Origin of the sequence: Aeromicrobium sp. Leaf289 (assembly GCF_001423335.1) — a bacterium.
GTDB lineage: Bacteria > Actinomycetota > Actinomycetes > Propionibacteriales > Nocardioidaceae > Aeromicrobium.
The window spans coordinates 786,123-806,344 of sequence record NZ_LMNK01000001.1 but is presented as its reverse complement, the minus strand read 5'-3'; the positions used below and the strand labels follow the sequence as shown (position 1 = coordinate 806,344).

The following is a 20,222-nucleotide window of genomic DNA, read 5'->3' as shown; positions in this document are numbered from 1 at the left end:
CGGGCGCAACATCACGGCCACTTGAGCATCTGCTCAAAATGTGTCATCGTTCTCTTGAGCGACTGCTCAAGACCCAGGAGGAACGATGACCCCACCCCGCACTCCACGCCACGGCATCCACGTGGCCGTGGTGACCCGCTCCGACGTCGACCGCCTGTGGGCGCTCACGCAGGACCCGGCGCAGCACTCGCGGTGGGACGTGCGCTTCGGCCGCATCGAGCCGACGGTGCCGGGGGAGTTCACCTACCGGCGGTTCGGGGTCCGTGGCACCGGGACGCACGCGGGGGAGCGACGCTCCGCCGACGGTGGCGCGACGTCGGCGCTCACCTTCGCGTGCCCGAACCCGCTGTCGCCGATCGTGGTCGGCTCCGGCTACTGGCGGTACCGCCCGCTGCTCGGGGACCACGGACCCGCCGGCACGTCGTTCGAGACCGGCTACGACTACCGGGCGCGCGGCGGCAGCGTCGACCGCGTCTTCCGCCCCCTCATGGCCTGGGGCACGGCATGGTCCTTCGACAGGCTGCGGCTCTGGGCCGATCGCGGGATCGCACCCGAGGTCTCGGCGGCCGTCGCGCTGCTCGACGCCGGCGCCCGCCTCGCCCTGGTGGCGCTCGTCGGCCTCCTGGGCCTGTCCTTGGGAGCCGTGCCCGCCCTCGTCGCCACCCTGGTCGGCGGTGCGCTCGCCTGGACCGCTCCGCCGCTGCCGTGGCGACCGTCCGCCCGCCGCACGACCTGGTCCTGGCACCCGGCCGCGACCCGGACCGAGGAGGTCCTCGCATGACCGTCACGCAGCTCCGGCCCGTCGCCGGCACCCCGGCGTCGGCGACCAGCCCGGACGTCTCGATCTTCGCCCGCGCCATGGGGTCGGACTTCCACCGGCTGCACCCGCGCATGCAGGAGCGGTTCGGCGTGAACGCGAGCGACCGACGGGCGTGCGTGGGGCGCGGCGTCATGGACGAGGTGTGGCGCGGACGGCCGGTCGTGGCCCCGTTCCTGCGCCTCGGAGCCCGCCGGAACCTGCTCTTCCCCGAGACCGGCCGCGGCATCCCCTTCACGATCGAGAACTACCCCTACCTCGACGACCACGGTCGCGAGACGGTCACGTTCGTCCGCACGTTCGAGGTGGCACCGGGACGGCGTCGACGCTTCGACGCCACGATGGTGCTCGACTCCTCGCGGGGCCCAGGGCGCGACGTCGTCGTCGACTATCTCGGGACCCACCAGCACGTCGCGGCCGACCTCGCCCTCGCGGTGGACGACGCCGTGCCGGGTGGGGGCGGTCTGCGCATCGAGAGCTCGGTGATGCGGCTGCACGAGGGCCCGGTGAGCCTGCGGATGCACCCGCTCGTGTGCGGCCGCGCGGTGGTGCGTGAGCACTGGGACGAGAGCGAGCAGTGCTACCGCATCCGGGTGGAGGTGCACCACGACGTGGTCGGTCCGGTGTTCGGCTACCACGGCCGCTTCACGACCACGTTCGTCGACGCCTCGACCGTCCCGGCTGCCGTGCGCCCGTACCGCGAGCAGGCCCGGGTGTGAACCGTCGTCGGGGGCGCGCGGCGCGGCGCCGACCCGGGCGTCGCTCGCCGATAGGCTCGTGACGTGAGCGACGACCCCCGCACGCTGCAGACGCGTCGACGCCTCGTCGACGCCACGATGCAGACGATCCGTGAGCAGGGGATCGCGAAGCTGTCGGCGCGCACGATCGCGACGACCGGCGGGGTCAACCAGGCGCTCGTGTTCTACCACTTCGGCACCGTCGACGGGCTCGTCGCCGAGGCGTGCCGGGTCACGACCGCCGAGCGGGTCGACCGCTACCGCGACGCGTTGGCCACCGTGACCAGCTTCGGCGCGCTCCTCGACGTCGCCGACCGGGTCCGGGCCGACGAGCGTGAGGCGGGCAACGTCGCGGTGCTGGCGCAGGTGCTCGCCGCCTCGCACGGGAACCCGGCGCTCGCGGCAGCGGCCGGCGAGGCCATCGGACTGTGGTCGGCTGCCGTCCGCCCCGCGCTGCAGCGCCTGCTGGAGACGTCGCCCGTCGGCGAGCTCTTCGACGCCGACGTGCTCACGGACCTCGCGTCGTCGGCGTTCGTCGGCATCGAGCTGATGGAGCCGACGCGGACCCACGACGCCGCGGCGGTCGAGGACCCCCTCGCGCGCCTGCGTCCCGTGGCCGAGCTGCTCGACGGGCTCGGACCGATCGCCCGACGCGCCGTCCGCAGCGTGCTGCGCGGTCGCTAGGGACGGTCTAGCCCGTCTCGCCGAACTGCTCGACGCGGATCGCGTCGGCGGGGAAGGCCTGCTCCTGCAGCAGGCGGGTCGCATAGCCGACGAAGCCGACGGACCCGCACACGTATGCCGCCTCGACGCCGTCGAGCAGCGGCGCCACCTCGTCCGGGTACGGGGGAGCAGCCACGCGCGACCCCAGGTTCTCGCGCGTGAGCGCCACGAACGCCCCCGAGGCGCGGAGCTCGTCGGCGTAGGGCAGCACGGCGAGGGACTTCGCTACCACGACGACCCGCAGCGCCTCCGCAGCACCGGTGCCGATCGCGTGGCGCAGCATCGAGACCATCGGCACCACCCCGGAGCCGCCCGCGAACGCCAGGGCCGGCGTGGAGCCGTCCCACGTGAACCAGCGGCCGATCGGTCCCCGCACCTCGAACGTGTCGCCCACGCGCACGTCGTCGTGCAGGAAGCCCGAGACCTCGCCGTCGTCCATCCGCTCGACCATGAGCTCCACGAGCGGGTCACCCGGCGCCGAGGCCGTCGAGTAGCTCCGCTGCGCGGTGTAGCCGTCCTCGGCGCGCAGGCGCACGACGTAGTGCTGCCCGGCGCGATGAGAGGCCGGCTCCGGCAGCTCCAGGCGCAGCCGGACGAAGCCCTGGGTCGGATGGTCCACCGTGCGCACGGTCGCCAGCTGCCAGCCGGTCACGTCGCCCGACCCCGAGGGCGTCTCGGCCGTCACGGGTCGCCCTGGTAGCGCTGCTCGCGCCACGGGTCGCCACGGTCGTGGTAGCCGCCGCGCTCCCAGAAGCCCGGTTCGTCGTGGTCGAGCAGCTCGAGGCGGGTCAGCCACTTGGCGGACTTCCAGAAGTACAGGTGCGGGACGAGCAGCCGCACCGGTCCGCCGTGCTCCGGGGTGAGAGGAGAGCCGTCTGCGTCCCAGACCACCCAGGCGCGGTCCGCGCGCACGTCGTCGAGCGGGAGGTTCGTCGTGTAGCCGGTGCGCGAGTGCGCCACCACGTGCGTGGCGCCGGTGGCGACCCCGCACACGTCGAGGAGGGTCTCGACGCTCACCCCGGTGAACGGGGTGTCGAACCGCGACCAGGTCGTCACGCAGTGGATGTCGACCGTCGTCGTCGAGTGCGGCAGGGCCCGTAGTGCGGCCCAGTCCCACGTGTGCGACTCCAGCACGGCTCCGTCGACCGTGAGCTCCCAGCGGTCCCGGTCGACGGCGGGGGTCGGCTCGGCCGACAGCACCGGCCACAGCCGCCCGGTGTCGTACTGCCCGGGAGGGAGGCGGTCGGACTGCGCGGGGCGCCGGCGTCCCACGAATCCACGCGTGACGGGCTCGTCGGTCATGACGTCTCCTCCAGGAAGGGCAGCCACGCGGCCGCCAGGCCGACGGGGTTCTCGACGGCAGGGGAGTGGTCGGCACCGGCCACCACGTGGACGGTGGTGCCGAGCCGGGCTGCCATGTCGTCCTGCACAGCATGCGGCCACGCGTCGTCACCCGCACCACGACCCACCCACACCGGCAGGCCGGTGGCGGCCACGTCGGCGACGCGGTCCGGGGCGTCGACCAGGTGCTGGGTGAACGCCCGCAGGCCCGCTCGGGAGTTCCGCTCGAAGCGGTCGAGGAGGAACGCCTCGACGGCCGGCGGGTTCACGCCCAGCGCGGGGCCCTTCAGCGCACGGAACACCTCGGCCATCGTGGCCGAGCCGTCCAGCTCGGCCACGAGACGCTCGAGGGGACGTCCGGGCGTGGATCCCAGCGCGGCGGGTCCGGTGCACAGCAGGCTCAGGCTCGTCCAGGCGCGCACGTGGTCCGCCGCGGCGGTCTGCGCCACCAGGCCGCCGAAGGAGTGGCCCAGCAGGTGCGACGGGCCGGAAGAGACCTCGGCGGCGAGCGCCGCTGCGTCGGCGGCCAGGCCCGCGAGGCTGAAGTCGTCCGCCTCGTCGGCCACGGTCTCGTACTGGCCGCGCTGGTCGTACGCCGTCGCGTCGAACCCGGCGTCGGCCAGCAGCGGCAGCATCGGCGTGAAGTCCTCCTTGCTGCCGGTCCACCCCGGGACCATCAGCACGTGCCCCCGCGTGCCGCTGCCGTCGGCTCGGACCCGGTGCACGGCGACCTCCCCGCGTGCGGTGCGGACGACGGACGCCTCGACCCCCGGCGGGAGCTCCAGCGTGCGGGGCGTGCTCATCGACCGCGCTTGGCGATCCGGGCGACGATCGAGGTGGGGGCGTACCGCGAGATCGTGGCGAGCACCTTGTAGCGCAGGCTCGGGACCGACAGCGACTTGCCCTTGTCGAGGTCCGACAGCGCCGCCTTCACGAGCTTGTCGGCGTTGAGCCACATCCACCGCGGGACGCCCGAGACGTCCATGTCCGCCCGCTGGTGGAACTCGGTGCGCACGAAGCCCGGGCACAGGGCCATGACGCGGACCCCGGCGTCGGCGTACTGCCAGTCCGCCCAGCGCGACAGGTTGACCAGCCAGACCTTGTGGGCCGAGTAGGTTCCGCGTGGCGTGAACGCGGCCACGCTCGAGACGTTGACGATCCTGCCCTGTCCCCGCCCCGCCATGGCCTTGATGGCCACGTCCATGAGGTGCATGGGGGCGCGCACGAGCAGGTCGAGCTGACGGTCCTCGTCGGCGATGTCGGTGGTGCCGAACCAGCCGGGCAGCGAGGCGCCGGCGTTGTTGACCAGCAGGTCCACGGGCGAGGTGCTGCTGGCGAGCGCGTCCTCGGCCGCGGAGAGGCCCTCGGGCGTGGTCAGGTCGGCCACGACGACGTCGGCCCGGACCCCGTGCTTCGTGCGGACCTCGGCGGCCACCTGCTCGAGCCGGTCGCCGTCGCGGGCGAGCAGCACGACGTCGTGGCCGCGAGCGGCGAGGGCACGGGTGAAGGCGAGGCCGATGCCTGCGGTGGCACCGGTGACGAGGGCTCGGGTCATACCGTCAGCATGCCACGTGACCACGGGTCAGGACGCTGGGGTCGCAGGGCCCCGACGGGTGGCATGATGACCCCGTGACGACGACGATCTCCGTGGTGAACCAGAAGGGTGGCGTCGGCAAGACGACCACCGTGGCATCGCTGGGCGCGGCGTTCGCCGAGCTCGGCAAACGAGTCCTCCTCGTCGACCTCGACCCGCAGGGCGGACTCACGTTCTCCCTCGGCATCGACCCCGAGGACCTCGACGTGACCGTCGGCGAGGTGCTCCTGGGCAAGGCCAAGCCGGCCGACGCCATCGTGGTCACCGAGGACGGCATGCACCTGCTTCCCAGCAACGTCACGGTGACGCAGGCCGAGGAGGCCCTGGTGAGCCGGACCGGCCGCGAGCAGCGGCTGCGGGTGGCGCTCGACAAGGTCGCCGACGACTACGACCTCGTCGTCATCGACTGCCCGCCCACTCTCGGCGTGCTCACGGTGGGCGCGCTGTCGGCGTCGCAGAAGGTCGTCATCCCGCTGCAGGCCGAGACCCTCTCGCACCGCGGCGTGCTGCAGCTGCTCGACACCGTCCACGACGTCAAGCAGTTCATCAACTCCGAGCTCGAGGTCGCCGGCGTGCTGCCCACGATGTTCGACGGCCGCACCAACCACGCCCGTGCCGTGCTCGCCTCCATCGAGGAGCAGTTCGAGCTGCCGGTGCTGAGCCCGCCGATCCCGAAGTCGATCCGGTTCGCCGAGGCTCCGGCCATCGGGCGGTCGATCCTCAGCGTGCACACGAACCACAAGGGGGCCGAGGCCTACCGCGAGGTGGCCAAGAGCCTGCTCTGACCGCTCGAGAACGCCGAAGGGGCCCCACGCCGTGCGTGGGGCCCCTTCGCGTCGGGTCGTGCGTCAGTCGGACGAGCGCGGCGCGGCGGCCGTCGCCTCGGTGCCGCCCTGGGCGCCGGAGCCCTGACCCTCGACGCGCTGGCCGCTGCGGGTGCGACGACGGCGACGGTTGCGGCTCGCGCCACCCTCCTTGACCTCGCCACCCTGGCCGGTGTCGCCGGACGTCGGGGCGTTCCGGCCCGGTCGGTCCTGGCCGGAACCGTTCTGCTGGCGATCGTCGGAGCGTCGGCGGTCCGAGCCGCGGCTGCGGTCCCCGCCCTGGCTGCGTCCACCCTGGCCCCGACCGCCCTGGCCGCCGCGACCACGGTCGCCGTCCTTGCGGGGCTCCTTGGGCGACGGCGGCTTGAGCCGGCCCTTGACCGAGCGGTCGATGCCCAGGTCGTGGAACAGGTGGTCCGACGTGGAGTACGTCTCCTGCGGCTCGGCGAACGGCAGGTCCAGCTCGGCGTTGATCAGCTTCCAGCGCGACAGGTCGGCCCAGTCGACGAAGGTGACGGCGATGCCCGAGGCGCCGGCGCGACCCGTGCGCCCGATGCGGTGCACGTACGTCTTGTGGTCCTCGGGGCAGTTGTAGTTGATGACGTGGCTGATGTTCGCCACGTCGATGCCGCGTGCGGCGACGTCGGTGGCCACGAGCACGTCGACCTTGTGGTCGCGGAAGCCCTGCAGCGCCTTCTCCCGGGCGCCCTGGGCCATGTCGCCGTGCAGGGGCGACGCCGGGAAGCCGCGATCGATGAGGTCGTCGGCCACACGCTGGGCGGTGCGCTTGGTGCGGGTGAAGATGATGACGCGCTGGACGTCCTCGGCCTGCAGGATGCGGGCGATGACCTCGGCCTTGTCGAGCTCGTGCGCCTGCCACACGAACTGCGCGGTGGCGGGAACGGTGTCGTTCTCCTCCGGGGACTCCGCCCTGATGTTCATGGGGTGGCGCATGTGCTTGCGCGCGAGCGACACGATGGCGCCCGGCATGGTCGCCGAGAACAGCATCGTCTGGCGGGTCTCGGGCGTCTTGGCCAGGATCGACTCGACGTCGGGCAGGAAGCCGAGGTCGAGCATCTCGTCGGCCTCGTCGAGCACGAGCGACTTGACGTGCGAGAGGTCGAGCGCGCCGCGGTTGGCGAGGTCGAGGATGCGGCCGGGCGTGCCGACGACGATGTCGACGCCCTTCTCGAGCGCGTCGAGCTGGCCCTCGTAGGGGACGCCACCGTAGATGGTGATGTTGCGGGTACCGCGCTTGGCCGAGGCCGTCTTGAAGTCGTTGGCGACCTGGAGCGCGAGCTCTCGCGTCGGGGCCACGACCAGGGCCTGGGGCTTGCCGGGGGCTGCCAGCTGGTCGTAGTCGGCGTCGTGCGGCGCGACGGTGCGCTGGATGACCGGGATGGCGAACGCCAACGTCTTGCCGGTGCCGGTACGGGCCTGACCGATGAGGTCGGTGCCCATGAGGGCCACGGAGAGGGTCATCTCCTGGATGGGGAACGGGCTGCTGATGCCGACCGCGTCGAGCGCGTCGGCGATCTCGGGCATGACGCCCAGATCGGTGAACGTGGTCACAGGTACTCGTCTTCGTGAGGGAACAGAGAGGGATCTCGATACGTGTCGTGTGTCGGCGACGACGGTGCGTCCGAGACCTCACGACGGAGATACGGCCCCAAGGGCACGGCCAGTCTACCCGTCTCGGCCCCTGCGGCGGCACACAGGCGGCGGCGGGTCCCCAGCGCGCTACGCTGCGGCGCATGGCGAAGAACGCGAAGTCAGGCCGCTCGGGCCCCCCTCCGGAGGCCCCCGCGCCCTCGGCCCTGGACGATCCGGACTACCGCCGCGGCGTCGTGGAGCTGCTCGGCGTGCTCGCCTTCGGCGAGCTGAGCGCGTGCGAGCGACTCGTCGCCGACGCCCAGATGGCGCCCGACCTGAGCAGCAAGGTCGAGGTGGCCACGATGGCCGCGGCGGAGTTCGACCACTTCGAGGTCCTGCGCGACCGCCTCGTCGAGATGGGCGAGGACCCGTTCGCCGCGATGGAGCCGTTCGAGGCCACGTTCGGTGACTTCCACCGCAAGACGCGGCCGGCCGACTTCGTCGAGGGCCTCGTGAAGGCCTACGTCGGCGACGGGCTCGCCGCCGACTTCTACCGCGAGATCGCCGCCTACCTCGACCCGGTGACGCGCGAGATCGTGGTCGACACGCTCAGCGGCACCGGGCACTCGGAGTTCGTCGTCGACCAGGTGCGCGCCGCGATCGAGGCCGACCCCCGGGTCGGCGGCCGCCTCGCGCTCTGGGGACGTCGGCTCATGGGGGAGGCCCTGCGCCAGGCCCAGACGCTCGTCGCCGAGCGCGACGCGCTGAGCGCCGTGCTCGTCGGCGGCATCGAGACGCCCGGGCTGGACCTCACCGCGATCTCGCGCATGTTCACCCGGATCACCGAGGCGCACACCGAACGCATGGCGCGCCTCGGCCTGGCCGCCTGAGCGGGTCCGGGTCGTCGGGGTTCGGGGTCGACCGAGCGCGCGGGACGCATGGCGCGCGTCGGCCTGGCCGCCTGAGCGGACGACCGCTCAGCCGCGGACGTGGGTGAGGATCCAGTCGAGGAACGTCCGTCCGGTGCGCCAGTCCTCGCGCACGTGCTCGAGCAGCTCGGCGGTGTGCACGTACGGCTCGAAGCCGTGGTCGCGCCCGAGGGTGAGCGTGCGGTGGCGCAGCAGGTCGATGCGCGGGTGGTCGGCCGACCAGCCGCGCGGCGCGGTCTTGACGGCGTCGCCGCCGACCGTCCAGCCCCGGCCCTCCAGTCGCGCGACGATGTGCTGGAGCCCGGTCCCGAAGGTCTCGTGGTCGACGGCCTCGCGGAACGAGGCGAGCCGGGCGGGCGTGGCGTGGTAGAACCCGACTCCGGTGCGCACACCGGGCGCGCCGACCTGGACGTAGTACCCGGTCGCGGGCGCCACGGGCACGAACGCACCCTGGTGCGTCTTGTAGGGAGTCTTGTCGTTCGAGAACCGCACGTCGCGGAACGGGCGGAAGATCTTCGCGCTCTCGCCGTCAGGGACGAACTCGTCGGCCAGCTCGGCCATGAGCGCGGTCATGGGCTGCATGACCGCCGCGTCGTAGACGTGGCGGTGCTGCTCCCAGAACGCCTTCGTGTTGTCGACCTCGAGGTCGTCGTAGAAGTCGAGCGCCGCGACGGGGAAGCCTTCGAAGCTCATGCGCGCCCCCGGTCCGTCAGGTGGTCTCCTGCGTGACCGCACCGAAGCCGACCTTGCGGCCGGTGTCGGCGGTGAAGTACAGGTAGGCGACCTTGTCGGCCGGGACCGCGACGGTGCGGTCCTTCTCGTCGGTGAGGCTGAAGACCGTCTCGTCCTTCAGGGCGGTGTCGAGCTTGGCGAGCACCGACTCGGGCGCCTCGTCGGTCTCGACGGACAGCTCGCGGGCGGCGTTCTGCACGCCGATCTTGACCTCCATGGTCGGTCCTCTCGTGATGTCTGGTGTGGTGCGGGTGTGGTGCCGGACGAGGTGGGGCCCGAGTGGGCCGTGCCGCGTCAGGCGGGGTCGTTGGTCTCTCGGGGGAAGCCGCCGATGCCGCGCCAGGCGAGCCCGGCGACGAGCCGCACGGCGTCCTCCTGGGACAGTGCCGACGACTCCGAGAGCCAGTTGCGGGCGCCGACGTGGCCCATGCCCACGAGGCTGACGGCGAGCAGGTACGCGGCCTCCTGCGGCAGGCCGGTGTCCTCGCGGATCACCTCGGCGATCGCGACGGCCGACTCGCGCACGACCCGGTCGACCTGCTCGCGGACGTCGGGGTCGTTGGTGAGGTCGGACTCGAACACGAGCCGGAAGGCGGCACCCTGGTCGGCGACGTACTGGTACCAGAGCTCCATCGTGGCCTCGACGCGACGACGGTTGTCCTGCGTGGAGGCGAGCGCCTGCTTGACCTCGTCGACGACCTCGTCGCACGAGCTCTCGAGCAGGGCCAGGTAGAGGTCGAGCTTGCCGGGGAAGTGCTGGTACACGACCGGCTTGGACACTCCGGCACGCTCGGCGATCTCGTCCATCGACGCGGCGTGGTACCCCTGCTCGACGAAGACCTCGAGGGCGACCTCCAGGAGCTGGGCGCGTCGGGCGCGTCGCGGCAGTCGGCCGGCGCGCGGGCGCAGGGTGGGGGTCTCGCTCACCCGGTCAGCCTAGTGCCCCGTGCCACGCGGGCCCGTCGGGGCGCTCCGCGCGTCGCCGCGACGACGGCGCGTCCCAGGGGGCGGACGGCACCCTGCGGTCGACGTCGGCGGGGGAACAATGGAGGACACGCCCGGCGTTGAGCCGGGAGTACCCCCATCACCGTCCCTGCGAGGAGCAGCCGTGGTCGCCCCCATCGTGGAACCCGCCGACGAACTCACCATCGACGAGGTCCGCCGCTACAGCCGGCACCTGATCATCCCCGACGTCGGGATGGACGGGCAGAAGCGGCTCAAGAACGCCAAGGTGCTGGTCATCGGAGCCGGCGGTCTCGGCAGCCCTGCCCTGCTCTACCTGGCCGCTGCCGGCGTCGGCACGCTGGGCATCATCGACGACGACGTGGTCGACGAGTCGAACCTGCAGCGTCAGGTGATCCACGGCCAGTCCGACATCGACCGGCCCAAGGCCGTGAGTGCCGCGGAGTCGGTGGCCGAGGTCAACCCGTACGTGAAGACCGTCGTGCACCAGGAGCGGCTCGACACCGACAACGTGCTCGACATCTTCGCCCAGTACGACCTGATCGTCGACGGCACCGACAACTTCGCCACGCGCTACCTGGTCAACGACGCCGCGGTCATTCTCGGCAAGCCCTACGTGTGGGGGTCGATCTACCGCTTCGAGGGCCAGGTGTCGGTGTTCTGGGCCCAGGAGGGTCCGCAGTACCGCGACCTCTATCCCGAGCCGCCGCCGCCGGGCATGGTCCCGTCGTGCGCCGAGGGCGGAGTGCTCGGAGTCCTGTGCGCGTCGATCGGCTCGATCATGGTCACCGAGGCCATCAAGCTGATCACCGGCATCGGCGACCCGCTCATCGGTCGCCTTATGGTCTACGACGCGCTCGAGATGCGGTACACGACGCTCAAGGTCCAGCGCGACCCGAACGGCGTGCTGCCCACCGAACTGCTGAGCGACTACGAGGCGTTCTGCGGTGCGATCAGCGACGAGGCGGCCGATGCGGCAGCGGACTCGACGATCTCCGTGGGCACGCTCGACGGCTGGCTGAAGGAGCGCGCCGACGGTGGCCGCGACTTCGTGCTCGTCGACGTGCGCGAGCCGGTCGAGCGGGACATCAACCACATCCCGGGCTCGGTCCTCATCCCGAAGGGCGACTTCCTCAACGGCAAGGCGTTCTCCGAGCTGCCCGACGGCAAGCAGGTCGTGCTCCACTGCAAGTCGGGCGTGCGGTCGGCCGAGGCGCTGGCCGTGCTGAAGGGTGCCGGCTACAAGGATGCGGTGCACGTCGGCGGCGGCGTCGTGGCCTGGGTCAACCAGATCGACCCGAGCCAGCCGACCTACTGACCTGCTGGACCCGTGGCGAAGCCGCGGGGCGGGCGCCTTCGGGTGCTCGCCTCGCGGCTTCGTCGCGTCGGGGGGCCCGACGCCGGCGTCGGGTAGGTGCGGGCGGCTTCGAGCGGGTCCGGTGCTGCGCTGCTGGGGCTTCCAGTGGCGTCGGTGCTGCGCCTCTACGGCTTCGAGTGGAGTCGGTCTCCGAGAGGGCCTCGACTGCAGCGGTGGGTCTCGACCCGGTTGGGTCTGCGGGGCGCGGCCACGATTCTTCATCTGTGCGGGATCCACGCACGGTTCTTCCTTCGCGTGGACCGTGCCACGCGAAGGAAGCATCGTGGCGACGAAAAGGGGCCCGTACGGGCAGGGATTCTCCCTTCTCGTGGACCGTCCGACGCAAAAGGAGAATCCCTGCCCACCCGCCTCGCCGTACCCCCCGCCGGACGCAGGATTCTGCGTTCGCGTGCAGAACCCCGAACGATGCTGCGTTGGTGACGGGATCCGGACACGAACGCAGCATCCTTCGACCCCNCCCCCGCCGGACGCAGGATTCTGCGTTCGCGTGCAGAACCCCGAACGATGCTGCGTTGGTGACGGGATCCGGACACGAACGCAGCATCCTTCGACCCCTCACGCACGAACGCAGAACCTTGCGTCACCGGGAGCCGCGCTCCGAGAGCCCGACCCGAGCCCGGACCCCGCCGCCGGTCGAGGCCCTTTCGGAGCGCAGGTCGACGACGAGCCACAGCGACGCGGCCGCAAGGCACGACCGAGCCGGAGCGACGCAGCAGCAACCGAAGACCCACCTCGAGCGACGCAGCAGCAGGTCGGGCCCCAGCCGCACCGACGAAGCCGCAGGCCGATCGTGACCCGACGTCGGCGATGATCGACCCATGGACGAGGCCTACGTCGAGCGCGTGCTGAGCCTGGTGGAGCTGATCCCGCCGGGTCGCGTGCTGCCGTACGGGCGCGTCGCGGAGCTGCTCGCGGGCGGCTACGGGCCGCGCTACGTCGGGCGGATCATGTCGGCGCACGGCCATGCCGTCTGCTGGTGGCGGGTCCCACGCGCCGACGGCACCATGGTGCCGCCGCTCATGATCGAGGCGCAGGCGCACTGGGCCGACGAGGGTACGCCCGTGCGCAACGGCCGGGTGCACATGGCCGAGGCGCTGTGGACCGACGTCGATCCGGAGGGCACGGTCTGAGCGTGTCGGTGGTCTCTGCTCAGATGGTGGTGTGACCACGACCGAGTACCGCCTGCAGCGCGCCGGGGGCCCGGCGTCGGCAGGTCCCGCCGTGGTGCTCGACCCCAGCCAGCAGGCCGTGCTCGACCACGTCGCCACGACCGGCGGGCCGCTCCAGGTGCTCGCCGGCCCCGGCAGCGGCAAGACCACGACGCTGGTCGAGCTCGTGGCCCAGCGCGTGGAGTCCGGTGCGGTCCGCGCCGACGAGGTGCTCGTCCTCACCTTCAGCCGCGCCGCCGCGCAGGAGATCCGGGCCCGCATCGGGCGCCGGCTGGCCCGCACCACCTCCGCCACCTCGGCCATGACCTTCCACGCGTTCTGCTACGCCCTCGTGCGGGCCGAGCAGGACCTCGAGGAGTTCCGTCGGCCGGTCACCCTGCTCAGCGCACCCGAGCACGACGCCCGGCTGGCCGAGCTGCTCGACGGCACCGACCCCGAGAGCTGGCCGGTCCCGCTGCGCCAGGCGCTGCGCACGCGCGGCATGAGCACCGAGCTCCAGCGCCTGTTCGCCGCGGCGCGGGCGCAGGGACTCGACGCGGTCGACCTGCACGACATCGGCAGTGCGGCGGGCCGACCCGACTGGGTGGCCGCGTCGCTGTTCTTCGACGAGGTCACGGGTGTGGCCGCTCTCGAGGGCACCATCGACCACACCGACCTCGTGCACCACGCGGTCCGTCTGCTGGGCGACCCGGAGTGCCGCGACCGCTGGCGGCGTCGGCTCCGGCTCGTGGTGGTCGACGAGTTCCAGGACACCGACCCCCTGCAGGTCGAGCTGCTCCGGCGCCTCGCCGGCGACGGCCGCGACCTCGTGGTGGTCGGTGACCCCTACCAGTCCATCTACGGCTTCCGTGGGGCCGACGTGCGCGGCACGCTCGACTTCGGGGAGCGGTTCGCCACCGTCCGCGGGCCGGCCCCGGCGCTCACCCTGGCCCGCACCAACCGCTACGGCGCGGCGATCGCCGATGCCGTCAGGTCGGTCGTCGAGAACCGTGGGGTGTTCGGAGCGCTCGACGCCGACCGCTTCGAGGCCCTGCGGTCGCCGGCCACCGACCCGTCGCGCACGGGCGAGGTGCAGGTGCGCACCTTCACGTCGGCCACGGCCGAGGCCGAGCACGTGGCACTGCTGCTGCGCGAGGCCCACCTGGCGGCCGAGCCGCCGGTGCCGTGGGAGCGCATGGCCGTCCTGGTGCGGTCGGCCCCGCACCTCGACCGGCTGCACCGGGCGCTCAGCGCCGCAGGCGTCCCCGTCGACGTGGCGGGCGACGAGCTCCCGCTGGCCGTGGAGCCGGCGGTGCGTGCCCTGCTGGCCGGCCTGCACGCCGCCCAGGCCCTCATCGACCACGACGCCCTCGACCCCGAGGCCGCCACGGCGCTGCTCACCGGACCTCTCGGCGGTCTCGACGCCGCCGCGCTGCGTCGGCTCGGTCGGGTGCTGCGCACCGACGACACCGCCCGCAACGGCTCGCCCCGTGCGTCGCGAGTGCTGCTCGCCGAGGCGCTGGCCGACCCCCACCTGCTCGACACCCTGGTGGTCGAGGGCCCGGCGGCGTCGGCCGTCGAAGCCGCCCGTCGCGTGGCCCGACTGCTGTCCTCTGCCGTCGCCCTCGTGCGCGGCGGCGCCTCGGCCGAGGAGGTGCTGTGGGAGCTGTGGGACGGCACGTCGTGGCCGGCCCGCCTGCGCGCCGAGGCCGAGGGCGGCGGCGACGGTGCGGCGCGTGCGCACCACGACCTCGACGCGCTGTGCGCCCTGTTCGCCGAGGCGGCCCGGGCCGAGGAGCGCCAGGCGCACCGCGGCGTCCGCGAGGTCGTGCGCGCCCTCGAGGCCCAGCAGATCCCCGCCGGGACGCTCACCGGGGCGACCGACCTCGTGTCGGGGGTCCAGCTCATGACCGCGCACCGTTCCAAGGGCCTGGAGTGGGACCTCGTGGTCGTCGCCGGGGTGCAGGACGGCGAGTGGCCCGACACCCGGTTGCGCAGCAGCCTGCTGCAGCCCGACCGCCTGACCCGCGATGGCCTCGGACCGTACCCGTCGGTGCGCGAGGCGGTGGCCGAGGAGCGCCGCCTGTTCTACGTGGCGTGCAGTCGCGCGCGCGAGCACCTCGTGGTCACGGCGGTCGCCAGCGGCTCCGACGAGGGCGACCAGCCCTCGCGCTTCGTCGGCGAGCTGCACGCGCACCTGTCGGCAGCCGACGACCCGAGCGCCCGCCCGGCCCCGCGGACCCTTCCGCCGGCCGAGCACCGGCCGCGCCGAGCACTGTCGCTGCGGTCGGCCGTGGCCGAGCTGCGCCGCATCGGCGAGCACACCCGTGACCCCGACGAGCGTCGACGCGTGGCCGAGCAGCTGGCTCGGCTGTCCACCCACCCGGCCGGTCGTTCGGCGCACCCGTCCGCCTGGTGGGGCCTGGCCGAGCGCACCGAGTCCGACGCTCCGTGGCGTCCCGACGACCAACCCCTGCGGCTCTCGGGCAGCCAGGTCTCGGCCCTCATGCAGTGCCCGCTGCGGTGGTTCCTCGACCACGAGGCCCACGGCGCGCAGGCCACCACGAGTGCGCAGGGCTTCGGCTCCATCGTGCACGCCATCGCCGCCGACGTCGTGCGTTCGGGCCGCGAGCCCGACGCCGACGAGCTCGCCACGCACCTCGACGACGTCTGGGCCCAGCTCGACCTCCCGCCGTGGATCAGCGAGCGCGAACGCGGCGAGGCGGTGCAGGCGCTCGGCCGCTTCGTCCAGTGGCACCGCGACAACCCGCGCGACGTGCTGGCGGCGGAGCACCCGTTCGAGGTCGAGATCGAGGTCGAGGGGCGCGCCGTGGCGCTCAAGGGCTCGATGGACCGCGTCGAGAGGTCCGCCGACGGGGTCCACGTCGTCGACCTCAAGACCGGCAAGGGCTCGCCGTCGCGCGACGAGCTCGCCGAGCACCCCCAGCTGGGCCTGTACCAGCTGGTCGTCCAGCACGGCGCCACCCGGGACCTGGCCGGCGACGCGCCACCCGCCGGGGCCGAGCTGGTCCAGCTGCGCCAGGAGAGCCGGGGCGTCACCAAGGTCCAGCAGCAGGTTCCCCCACCCGCTGACGCGCCGTCCGACGCGCCGTTCTTCGCGGTCGAGCAGCTGCGTCGCAGCGTCCACACGCTCGTCCACGAGGAGGTCGCCGCCACCGAGGCCACCGGCGGCTGCGGGTACTGCCAGTTCACCCGGGTCTGTCCCGCCCACGACGCCGGCGCGTCGATCCTGGTCCGTGAGCACCGGCGCGCTGCCGCCGAGGAGGGGGAGTCGTCGTGACCATGCTCGTCCGCGACATCGACCACCTGCGCGAGCTCACCGGCATCCCGTTCTCGCAGCCCCAGGCCGACGCCATCACCGCCGGGCTCGACCGCCCGGGCGCGATCATCGCCGGCGCCGGGTCGGGCAAGACCACCGTCATGGCGGCGCGCGTGCTCTGGCTCGTGGGTCACGTCGGCATCGCGCCCGAGCGGATCCTCGGGCTCACCTTCACCAACAAGGCGGCCGCAGAGCTGGGGCAGCGCATCCGGGCCGACCTGGAGCACCTGCCGCACGACCCGCAGCAGCCCTGGGCCGACGCCACCGCGTCGACCTACCACGCCTTCGCCGGCTCCCTCATCGCCGAGCACGGCCTCCGCCTGGGCGTCGAGCCCGACCTGCGGGTCGTCACCGACGCCTCGCGCTTCCAGCGGGCGGCACGCGTGGTCAGCACCTACGACCGACCGCTCCAGAGGGTGAGCACGCACCTGCCCACGCTCGTCCAGGACGTCATGTCCCTCGACGCCCAGCTCTCGGAGCACCTCGTGGATCCGGCCGAGCTGCGCGACCACGACGCGGCCGTCATCGCCGAGTACGACGCCGTCGGCAAGCCGGCCCTGCTCCGCGACGCGGCCGTGGCGGCGCAGAAGCGCACCGAGCTGAGCCTCCTGGTCGAGGCGTACCGGTCCGCCAAGGCCGACGACGGGGTCATGGACTTCTCCGACCAGATGGCCTGGGGCGCGCAGCTGGCCGCGCTGCCCGAGGTGGGCCAGGCGCTGCGCGAGCGCTACGACGTCGTGCTGCTCGACGAGTACCAGGACACCTCGGTCGCGCAGCGCGACCTGCTCACGGCGCTCTTCGCGGGCCTGCCCGTCACCGCCGTGGGTGATCCCGCGCAGGGCATCTACGGCTGGCGGGGTGCTGCGGCCGGCAACCTCGAGGAGTTCCTCGACGACTTCCCGGCGGCCGACGGGTCGCGAGGACGGCAGTTCTCCCTCGTCGAGACCCGACGCTGCCCGCCGGAGGTGATCGACGCGGCGAACCACCTCGCCGCCCCCTTCTACGCCACGTCGTCGGTCGTCCAGCCGCTCACGTCGGCCGCGACGACGACCGGCCGGGTCGACGTCGCGCTGCACGGCACCGTCGACGACGAGATCGCCGCCATGGTCACCGAGATCGTCGCCGAGCACGAGGGTGGCCGGGCCTGGAGCGACATCGCGGTCCTGGTCCGCGTCGGCCGCGAGAACGGCGAGATCGTCAAGGCGCTGCGCGACGCGCACGTCCCGTTCGAGATCGTGGGCCTCTCCGGCCTGCTGGCCCAGCCCGAGGTGCTCGACGTGCTGTCGCTGCTGGAGGTCGTCGACGACGTCACCGCCAACCCGGCCCTGCTGCGCCTGCTCACCGGGCCGCGCTGGAACATCGGCCCGCGCGACCTCGCGCTGCTCGGCCGTCGTGCCGCCTCGCTGAGCGGGCGCACCCTGGGTCGCGACGACGACAGCACCCTCGCGCAGGAGCTCGCCCGGGCGGTCGAGGGCACCGACCCCACCGAGGTGGTGGCGCTGGCCGAGGCCCTCGACGACCCGGGCGACCTGCCGTACGACCCGCGTGCGCGCCACCGGTTCGCCGACCTCGCGCGCGTGGTCCACCGGGTCAGGTCCCACGTCGGGGAGCCGCTGCTCGACCTGGCACGCCGAGCCGTGCGTGCCCTCGACCTCGACATCGAGCTCGAGGCGGGAGAGGTCGAGGGTGCCTCCGACAACCTGGCCACCTTCCTCGACGCGGTGGCCGACTACGCCGCGAGCGACCGCTACGCGTCGCTGACCGGACTCGTGGCCTACCTCCAGGCCGAGAACGAGTTCAACGAGGGCATGGACGTCACGACCCCCTCGGAGTCCGACTCCGTCAAGCTGCTCACGATCCACCGGGCGAAGGGCCTGGAGTGGGGTGCGGTGTTCGTGCCGCTCGTGAGCGACGGGGTGTTCCCCTCGGGACGGGGTCGGTCCAGCTGGCTGACCAACGGCTCGGTCCTGCCGTACCCGCTGCGCGGCGACGCAGGCTCGCTCGCTCCGCTGGCGGAGTGGACCCCGGCCGCGGGCAAGGAGTTCGATGCGCGACGCAAGGCCGACTCCCTCGGGGAGGAGCTCCGGCTGGGCTACGTGGCGTACACGCGCGCCAAGCAGCGGGTCGTCGTGAGCGGTCACTGGTGGGGGCGCACGCAGAAGAAGCCGCGCGGACCGTCGGACTTCCTGGTGCGCACCCGCGACCACCTGGCCGGCCTCGGGGTCGAGCCGCTGGTCTGGGCCGATCCGCCCCCCGACGACGAGACCAACCCCCACCTCGTGCTGTCCGACGGCATCGCCTGGCCGGTGGAGCCGCCACCGGTCGACGGCCGTCGCGCGCTGGCCCGCGAGGTGGAGGTGGTGCTGGCCTCGTCCGCCGAGCCGACGGCCGAGCTCCCCGTCCCGGGCGATCGGGTGGCCGAGCTGTCCCAGGAGATCGACCTGCTCCTGGCCGAGGCCGACGCGGCCGCGTCGGCGGAGCGGCCGGTGCCACTGCCGCCCACGCTCTCGGCCACCGCCGTGCTGGCCCTGGCCGACGACGAGTCGGCGTTCGCGCGCTCGCTCGCACGGCCCATGCCTCGACGGCCTTCGGCCGCCGCACGCTTCGGCACCCGGTTCCACGCGTGGATCGAGGCCCACTACGGCCAGCAGCCGCTGCTCGACCCCGCCGACCTGCCCGGACAGGGCGACGTCGAGATCAGCGACGACGCCGAGCTCGACGAGGTCATCGCGTTGTTCGAGGCCGGACCGTTCGGCCAGCGCACGCCGCACACGGTCGAGGCGCCCTTCTCGTTGCTGCTCGGCGGTCAGCAAGTGGTGGGGCGGATCGACGCGGTGTTCTCGACGTCGACCCCCGAGGGCCCCGGCTTCGAGGTCGTGGACTGGAAGACCAACCGGCGGGCCGACGCCGACCCGCTCCAGCTCAGCCTCTACCGGCTGGCGTGGGCCGAGCTGCACGACGTCGACCCGGCGCGCGTGTCCGGGGCGTTCTACTACGTGCGACTCGGTGAGGTCGTGCGGTTCGCGCCCGAGGAGCTGCTCGACCGCGCTGCGCTCGAGACGCTCCTCGCGCCTGGCGTGTGAGCCGCCGAGCCGACCCCACCTAGGCTGTCGGGGTGAGTGATCCCGCACCGTTCGCCTTCGACCGCGCCCGCCACGACCGTGCCGGCCACCTGCGTGCCCACGACGCGTGGGACGGCCCCGACGTCGAGGTCCTGGTGCTCGGCGGCGAGCACGTGGCCACCGTCGACGGGCCCGCACTGCGGTGGCTCCCGCGCGACGAGGCGCCCGACGGCACGTGGATCTTCCTGGGTGAGCAGGACGGAGTCCGCCGCGCAGCCGTCGTGGTCGACCGGGTCCCCGCCGACCTGGTGCCGGTCAGCGTCCGGGTGCTGGCGCCGCTGCTGAGCGCCGACGAGCTGTCGGTGGCCGTGCACGCGGTGGGCATGGCCCGGTGGCTGGCCGCCACCCCCTTCTGCCCCCGTTGTGGCGGGGCCACGCAGGTCCAGGCCGCGGGCCACCTGCGGCACTGCACCCAGTGCGGGACGAACCACTTCCCGCGCACGGATCCCGCCGTGATCATGCTGGTGACCGACGACCGGGACCGGGCCCTCCTCGGCCACCAGGCGACGTGGCCCGAGGGGCGATGGTCCACGCTGGCGGGCTTCGTGGAACCGGGGGAGAGCCTCGAGGACGCCGTGCGGCGCGAGGTCCACGAGGAGGCCGGCGTGGTCGTCGGCGAGGTCGCCTACGGCGGGAGCCAGCCGTGGCCGTTCCCCGCGAGCCTGATGCTCGGGTTCTTCGCCAAGGCCGTCACCACGGACATCGAGGTCGACGGTGTGGAGCTCGGCGCGGCGCAGTGGGTCACGCGCGAGGAGCTGCGCGCCCAGGGTGAGGCCGGCACGCTGCTGCTGCCTCCGAGCGGCGTCTCGATCTCGAGCTGGCTCATCGAGACGTGGTACCAGGGGCCGTTGCCGGCTGCCTGGTTCTGACCGGCCGACACCCCACGCGGCCGGCAACCGCGCGCAACGGTCGCGACTCCGCTCGCAGGGCTCGCGGGTGTCGCCACCATCGCTCCCCGCGCTGACGCGCGGCCCTGCTCGT

The 20,222-nt window shown here is 73.1% G+C and carries 18 protein-coding genes; 10 read left to right on the top strand and 8 right to left on the bottom strand.

Annotated features, from left to right (window positions below):
- The first annotated feature begins 85 nt into the window (after nt 1-85).
- The 3 genes from ASF37_RS03810 (at nt 86) to ASF37_RS03800 (ending at nt 2,238) form a co-directional block, all read left to right on the top strand.
- Nucleotides 86-781 (top strand): hypothetical protein, encoded by a 696-nt coding sequence (locus ASF37_RS03810; protein ID WP_082506363.1) that lies wholly within the window; start codon nt 86-88, stop codon nt 779-781.
- On the top strand, nt 778-1,536 hold the full coding sequence (locus ASF37_RS03805) for a DUF4166 domain-containing protein (RefSeq protein ID WP_082506385.1): 759 nt from the start codon (nt 778-780) through the stop codon (nt 1,534-1,536). Before ASF37_RS03810 ends, ASF37_RS03805 begins: the two co-directional genes overlap by 4 nt.
- Before the next feature lie 63 nt (nt 1,537-1,599).
- Complete coding sequence (locus ASF37_RS03800) at nt 1,600-2,238, top strand: TetR/AcrR family transcriptional regulator (protein ID WP_082481854.1); 639 nt, start codon at nt 1,600-1,602, stop codon at nt 2,236-2,238.
- Nucleotides 2,239-2,245: 7 nt separating this feature from the next.
- Here ASF37_RS03800 and ASF37_RS03795 read toward each other — a convergent pair whose 3' ends face one another.
- From ASF37_RS03795 to ASF37_RS03780, 4 genes are read right to left on the bottom strand one after another with little or no spacing between them, the layout of a single operon-like run.
- On the bottom strand, nt 2,246-2,962 hold the full coding sequence (locus ASF37_RS03795) for an FAD-binding oxidoreductase (protein ID WP_235499946.1): 717 nt from the start codon (nt 2,960-2,962) through the stop codon (nt 2,246-2,248).
- Nucleotides 2,959-3,579 carry a sulfite oxidase-like oxidoreductase gene (locus ASF37_RS03790; protein WP_056579128.1) on the bottom strand — a complete coding sequence of 207 codons (621 nt, stop codon included), beginning with the start codon at nt 3,577-3,579 and terminating at the stop codon, nt 2,959-2,961. The genes ASF37_RS03795 and ASF37_RS03790 overlap by 4 nt, the downstream gene beginning before the upstream one ends.
- Entirely contained in the window at nt 3,576-4,421 is an 846-nt protein-coding gene (locus ASF37_RS03785; RefSeq protein WP_055966599.1) for an alpha/beta fold hydrolase, read from the bottom strand. Before ASF37_RS03785 ends, ASF37_RS03790 begins: the two co-directional genes overlap by 4 nt.
- Nucleotides 4,418-5,173 (bottom strand): SDR family oxidoreductase, encoded by a 756-nt coding sequence (locus ASF37_RS03780; protein ID WP_055966602.1) that lies wholly within the window; start codon nt 5,171-5,173, stop codon nt 4,418-4,420. Before ASF37_RS03780 ends, ASF37_RS03785 begins: the two co-directional genes overlap by 4 nt.
- A gap of 74 nt (nt 5,174-5,247) precedes the next feature.
- Here ASF37_RS03780 and ASF37_RS03775 point away from each other — a divergent pair, with 74 nt between their 5' ends.
- Nucleotides 5,248-5,997, top strand: a complete 750-nt coding sequence (locus ASF37_RS03775) for a ParA family protein (protein WP_055966605.1) — start codon at nt 5,248-5,250, stop codon at nt 5,995-5,997.
- Between the two features lie 63 nt (nt 5,998-6,060).
- Here the strand turns inward: ASF37_RS03775 and ASF37_RS03770 are convergent, their stop codons facing one another.
- Nucleotides 6,061-7,608 (bottom strand): DEAD/DEAH box helicase, encoded by a 1,548-nt coding sequence (locus tag ASF37_RS03770; protein WP_369815217.1) that lies wholly within the window; start codon nt 7,606-7,608, stop codon nt 6,061-6,063.
- A gap of 182 nt (nt 7,609-7,790) precedes the next feature.
- On the opposite strand from ASF37_RS03770, the gene ASF37_RS03765 reads away from it, so the two are divergent.
- Nucleotides 7,791-8,519 (top strand): ferritin-like fold-containing protein, encoded by a 729-nt coding sequence (locus ASF37_RS03765; RefSeq protein ID WP_055966608.1) that lies wholly within the window; start codon nt 7,791-7,793, stop codon nt 8,517-8,519.
- An 87-nt stretch (nt 8,520-8,606) separates the two neighbouring features.
- Here ASF37_RS03765 and ASF37_RS03760 read toward each other — a convergent pair whose 3' ends face one another.
- The 3 genes from ASF37_RS03760 to ASF37_RS03750 all read right to left on the bottom strand — a co-directional run bounded on the left by ASF37_RS03760 (nt 8,607) and on the right by ASF37_RS03750 (nt 10,217).
- Nucleotides 8,607-9,251 (bottom strand): DUF2461 domain-containing protein, encoded by a 645-nt coding sequence (locus tag ASF37_RS03760; RefSeq protein WP_056579127.1) that lies wholly within the window; start codon nt 9,249-9,251, stop codon nt 8,607-8,609.
- A gap of 16 nt (nt 9,252-9,267) precedes the next feature.
- A complete protein-coding gene (locus ASF37_RS03755) occupies nt 9,268-9,507 on the bottom strand; it encodes a DUF3107 domain-containing protein (protein WP_055966615.1) in 240 nt (79 codons plus the stop codon).
- Nucleotides 9,508-9,584: 77 nt separating this feature from the next.
- The gene (locus ASF37_RS03750) at nt 9,585-10,217 is read right to left on the bottom strand and encodes a TetR/AcrR family transcriptional regulator (RefSeq protein WP_055966618.1); all 633 of its coding nucleotides are present in this window, start codon (nt 10,215-10,217) and stop codon (nt 9,585-9,587) included.
- Nucleotides 10,218-10,398: 181 nt separating this feature from the next.
- Here ASF37_RS03750 and moeZ point away from each other — a divergent pair, with 181 nt between their 5' ends.
- From moeZ to nudC, 5 genes are all read left to right on the top strand, one after another.
- On the top strand, nt 10,399-11,571 hold the full coding sequence (gene moeZ / locus ASF37_RS03745) for an adenylyltransferase/sulfurtransferase MoeZ (RefSeq protein ID WP_056579126.1): 1,173 nt from the start codon (nt 10,399-10,401) through the stop codon (nt 11,569-11,571).
- An 878-nt stretch (nt 11,572-12,449) separates the two neighbouring features.
- Nucleotides 12,450-12,761 carry an MGMT family protein gene (locus ASF37_RS03740; RefSeq protein ID WP_056553730.1) on the top strand — a complete coding sequence of 104 codons (312 nt, stop codon included), beginning with the start codon at nt 12,450-12,452 and terminating at the stop codon, nt 12,759-12,761.
- 31 nt (nt 12,762-12,792) lie between these two features.
- Nucleotides 12,793-16,080, top strand: a complete 3,288-nt coding sequence (locus tag ASF37_RS03735) for an ATP-dependent DNA helicase (RefSeq protein ID WP_056579125.1) — start codon at nt 12,793-12,795, stop codon at nt 16,078-16,080.
- A 2-nt stretch (nt 16,081-16,082) separates the two neighbouring features.
- The gene (locus ASF37_RS03730) at nt 16,083-19,202 is read left to right on the top strand and encodes an ATP-dependent DNA helicase (protein ID WP_056579173.1); all 3,120 of its coding nucleotides are present in this window, start codon (nt 16,083-16,085) and stop codon (nt 19,200-19,202) included.
- Between the two features lie 32 nt (nt 19,203-19,234).
- A complete protein-coding gene (gene nudC, locus ASF37_RS03725) occupies nt 19,235-20,110 on the top strand; it encodes an NAD(+) diphosphatase (RefSeq protein ID WP_056579124.1) in 876 nt (291 codons plus the stop codon).
- The last annotated feature ends 112 nt before the right edge of the window (nt 20,111-20,222 follow it).

Bases quoted from the DNA above. Each gene is read 5' to 3' on its own strand.
- ASF37_RS03810 (WP_082506363.1), top strand. From the start codon at position 86: ATGACCCCACCCCGCACTCCACGCCACGGCATCCACGTGGCCGTGGTG.
- ASF37_RS03805 (WP_082506385.1), top strand. From the start codon at position 778: ATGACCGTCACGCAGCTCCGGCCCGTCGCCGGCACCCCGGCGTCGGCG.
- ASF37_RS03790 (WP_056579128.1), bottom strand. From the start codon at position 3,579: ATGACCGACGAGCCCGTCACGCGTGGATTCGTGGGACGCCGGCGCCCC.
- ASF37_RS03785 (WP_055966599.1), bottom strand. From the start codon at position 4,421: ATGAGCACGCCCCGCACGCTGGAGCTCCCGCCGGGGGTCGAGGCGTCC.
- ASF37_RS03780 (WP_055966602.1), bottom strand. From the start codon at position 5,173: ATGACCCGAGCCCTCGTCACCGGTGCCACCGCAGGCATCGGCCTCGCC.
- ASF37_RS03765 (WP_055966608.1), top strand. From the start codon at position 7,791: ATGGCGAAGAACGCGAAGTCAGGCCGCTCGGGCCCCCCTCCGGAGGCC.
- ASF37_RS03760 (WP_056579127.1), bottom strand. From the start codon at position 9,251: ATGAGCTTCGAAGGCTTCCCCGTCGCGGCGCTCGACTTCTACGACGAC.
- ASF37_RS03755 (WP_055966615.1), bottom strand. From the start codon at position 9,507: ATGGAGGTCAAGATCGGCGTGCAGAACGCCGCCCGCGAGCTGTCCGTC.
- ASF37_RS03740 (WP_056553730.1), top strand. From the start codon at position 12,450: ATGGACGAGGCCTACGTCGAGCGCGTGCTGAGCCTGGTGGAGCTGATC.
- ASF37_RS03730 (WP_056579173.1), top strand. From the start codon at position 16,083: ATGCTCGTCCGCGACATCGACCACCTGCGCGAGCTCACCGGCATCCCG.